We start from the raw sequence: 2,741 nt of genomic DNA on the forward strand, positions 1-2,741 counted from the left end.
GCCTGCGGGGCCGTCACCCGGTCCGCCTGCGGGGAGGGGCCCGGGTCCGTCTGCGGGGAGGGGCCCGGGTCCGTCTGCGGAGCGGCCGGCGCCGGGCGGGCGGCGGCCATCGCGGCCCGGACCTTCGCCGCGCCCGCCACCGCGTCGCCGGGCGGGCCGGCCGGGGGTGAGCCGGGGACAGCCGGTGTGCGGGACGTCTCCAGGTCGGCCGTCGAGGACGCCCGGTCCCACTGCTCGCCCCGCTTGCCCGCGTCCATCGCCTCGTTTGCGAGCCGGTCGGCGTGCTTGTTCCGCTCGCGCGGGATCCACTCGTACGTGACCGAGGACGCGGGCAGGATGCTCGCGGCCTCCGCGGCGAGCGGCTTCATGTCGGGGTGCTTGATCTTCCAGCGCCCCGACATCTGCTCGACCACCAGCTTGGAGTCCATCCGGACACGCACCTCCACGGGGGTGTCCGGGAACAGCTCCTTCACCGCCTTCAGCCCGGCGATCAGGCCCCTGTACTCCGCGACGTTGTTCGTCGCCACGCCGATGTACTCGGCGGCCTCGGCGAGTGTCCCGGCGTCATGGGGATCGAGGACGACCGCGCCGTAACCGGCGGGCCCCGGGTTGCCCCGGGAGCCGCCGTCCGCCTCGACGACCAGCCGGCGTGGAGCGGTCATTACAGGCCCGACTCCGAGGTGCGCACCAGGATGCGGTGACAGTTCTCGCAGCGGAGCACGGTGTCGGGGGACGCCGCCTTCACGTCGTTGACCTCGGTGATGTTCAGCTCCAGGCGGCAGCCCTCGCAGCGGCGCTGGTAGAGCCGGGCCGCGCCGACGCCGCCCTGCTGGGCGCGGAGCTTGTCGTACAGCTTGAGCAGGTCGGCGGGGACGGCACCCGCGACGACCTCGCGGTCCTTGGCCACGGTGGCGGCCTCGGCGTCGAGCTCCCGGGTAGCGGCGTCCCGGCGGGCGGTCGCGTCGTCGACCTTGGCCTGCACCGCGCTGACGCGCTCGGTCAGCTCGGCGACGCGCTCCTGGGCGGACTCGCGGCGCTCCATGATCTCGAGGACGACGTCCTCCAGGTCACCCTGGCGCTTGGCGAGCGAGGTGAGCTCGCGCTGGAGGCTCTCCAGGTCCTTCGGCGAGGAGACCGCACCGGAGTCGAGCCGCTGCTGGTCGCGGACGGCGCGCTGACGCACCTGGTCGACGTCCTGCTCCGCCTTGGTCTGCTCGCGGGTGGTGTCGCTCTCCTCGGTCTGCGAGGCGACGAGCAGGTCCCGCAGCTGCGCGAGGTCGCTGTTGAGCGAATCCAGCTCGGCGTGCTCGGGCAGCGAGGTGCGCTTGTGGTCGAGCTGCGACAGACGTACGTCGAGTGCCTGGACTTCGAGGAGTCGGATCTGGTCGGCGGGCGCGGCGTTCAGTTGGGGGCTCCAGAAGAGTGGTGGGTGGTCCAGGGGTCGGTGACCTGCTTCGAGACATGGACCCGCAGGCCCCATCCGTGGCGGTCGGAAAGTGCGTCGAGCTGTGCGGCGGCCTGCTCGCACCAGGGCCATTCGGTGGCCCAGTGTGCGGCGTCGACGAGGCCGAGCGGCGAGTGCTGGACGGCCTCGGAGGCCGGGTGGTGGCGCAGGTCCGCGGTGAGGAAGGCGTCGACACCGGCGGCGCGCACGGCGTCGAAGAGGCTGTCGCCGGAGCCGCCGCTCACCGCGACCCGGCGCACGAGCGCGTCCGGGTCGCCGGCCAGCCGGATGCCCTGCGCGGTGGCCGGCAGCCGGGCGGCGGCACGGGCGGCGAAGTCGCGGAGGGTCTCGGGGCGGTCCAGCTCGCAGATCCGGCCGAGTCCGCGGCGGCCGGACCGGTCGGTGGGGTCCGGCACCAGGGGGCCGGTGACCCGCAGGTCCAGGGCGCCGGCGAGGGCGTCGGAGACCCCGGGGTCGGCGGTGTCGGCGTTCGTGTGCGCGACGTGCAGGGCGATGTCGTGCTTGATGAGCCCGTGCACGACGCGGCCCTTGAAGGTGGAGGCCGCGACCGTCGTCGTACCGCGCAGATACAGGGGGTGGTGGGTGACGATCAGCTGGGCGCCGAGGGCGCGGGCCTCGTCGGCGATCTGCTGGACGGGGTCGACGGCGAAGAGGACCCGGTCGATCTCCGCTCCGGGGTCACCGCAGACCGTGCCGACGGCGTCCCATCCTTCGGCCCGCTCGGGAGGCCAGAGGGCGTCGAGCTCGGCGATGACTTCAGACAGACGGGGCACGGAGGAAAGGCTACCTGTCCGCCACGGCCCGCCGCCCCTGGCCGCCGGGGGGCGTGCGGCGGGAACGGCGGCCGGTGCGAATCGTTACTCGCCCCGCTGTCCGGTGGGGTCGGCGCCGAGGTCGCCAAGGCTGCTGAGGCCGTCGAGTTCCGCGTCCGCAGCACAGGCCCCTCCACCTCCGCAGGGAAATCAGGACATCAGCACCCTTATGTGTGAAGTGGTGTGGCTCGCGTTGTCCGGTGGGGAGTACGAAACCTAGCTTCGGTTGCCGGAGGTGACCGGATCATGACTGCCTGTGCCATCGAGGACAAGACCGCCGGAGTCACAAGGGCTGCCGCGACGACGGAACCCGCACCCGGGCCGACGGAACCGGACGGGCCGGCCGAGCCGGTGAAACCCCGCGCCGCGGGTGCGGCGGACGAGGGCGCGGACCCGCTCAGAGGGGATGTGCCCGACCGGGGCACGCTCCCGGGCAGGGACGCGGCGCCCGGCCGGCACACACC

Annotated in this window: 3 protein-coding genes and 1 pseudogene; 1 reads left to right on the forward strand and 3 read right to left on the reverse strand. The window is 73.6% G+C overall.

Annotated elements, in window-relative coordinates:
• From VN520_RS09000 to VN520_RS09010, 3 genes are all read right to left on the reverse strand, one after another.
• Positions 1-662, reverse strand: a 662-nt coding sequence (locus VN520_RS09000) for a reverse transcriptase-like protein (protein WP_325746331.1), incomplete at its 3' end; no start/stop codon positions are given.
• Positions 662-1,405, reverse strand: a complete 744-nt coding sequence (locus VN520_RS09005) for a zinc ribbon domain-containing protein (protein ID WP_325746333.1) — start codon at positions 1,403-1,405, stop codon at positions 662-664. The genes VN520_RS09000 and VN520_RS09005, both read right to left, overlap by 1 nt.
• Positions 1,402-2,238, reverse strand: coding sequence for a Nif3-like dinuclear metal center hexameric protein (locus VN520_RS09010; protein WP_325746332.1), 837 nt, complete (start codon positions 2,236-2,238; stop codon positions 1,402-1,404). Before VN520_RS09010 ends, VN520_RS09005 begins: the two co-directional genes overlap by 4 nt.
• Before the next feature lie 285 nt (positions 2,239-2,523).
• Between VN520_RS09010 and VN520_RS09015 the strand changes: the two are divergent.
• Positions 2,524-2,741: pseudogene (locus VN520_RS09015) on the forward strand (hypothetical protein); the annotation flags it as partial.

The organism is Streptomyces sp., from assembly GCF_035563135.1.
Taxonomy (GTDB): domain Bacteria; phylum Actinomycetota; class Actinomycetes; order Streptomycetales; family Streptomycetaceae; genus Streptomyces.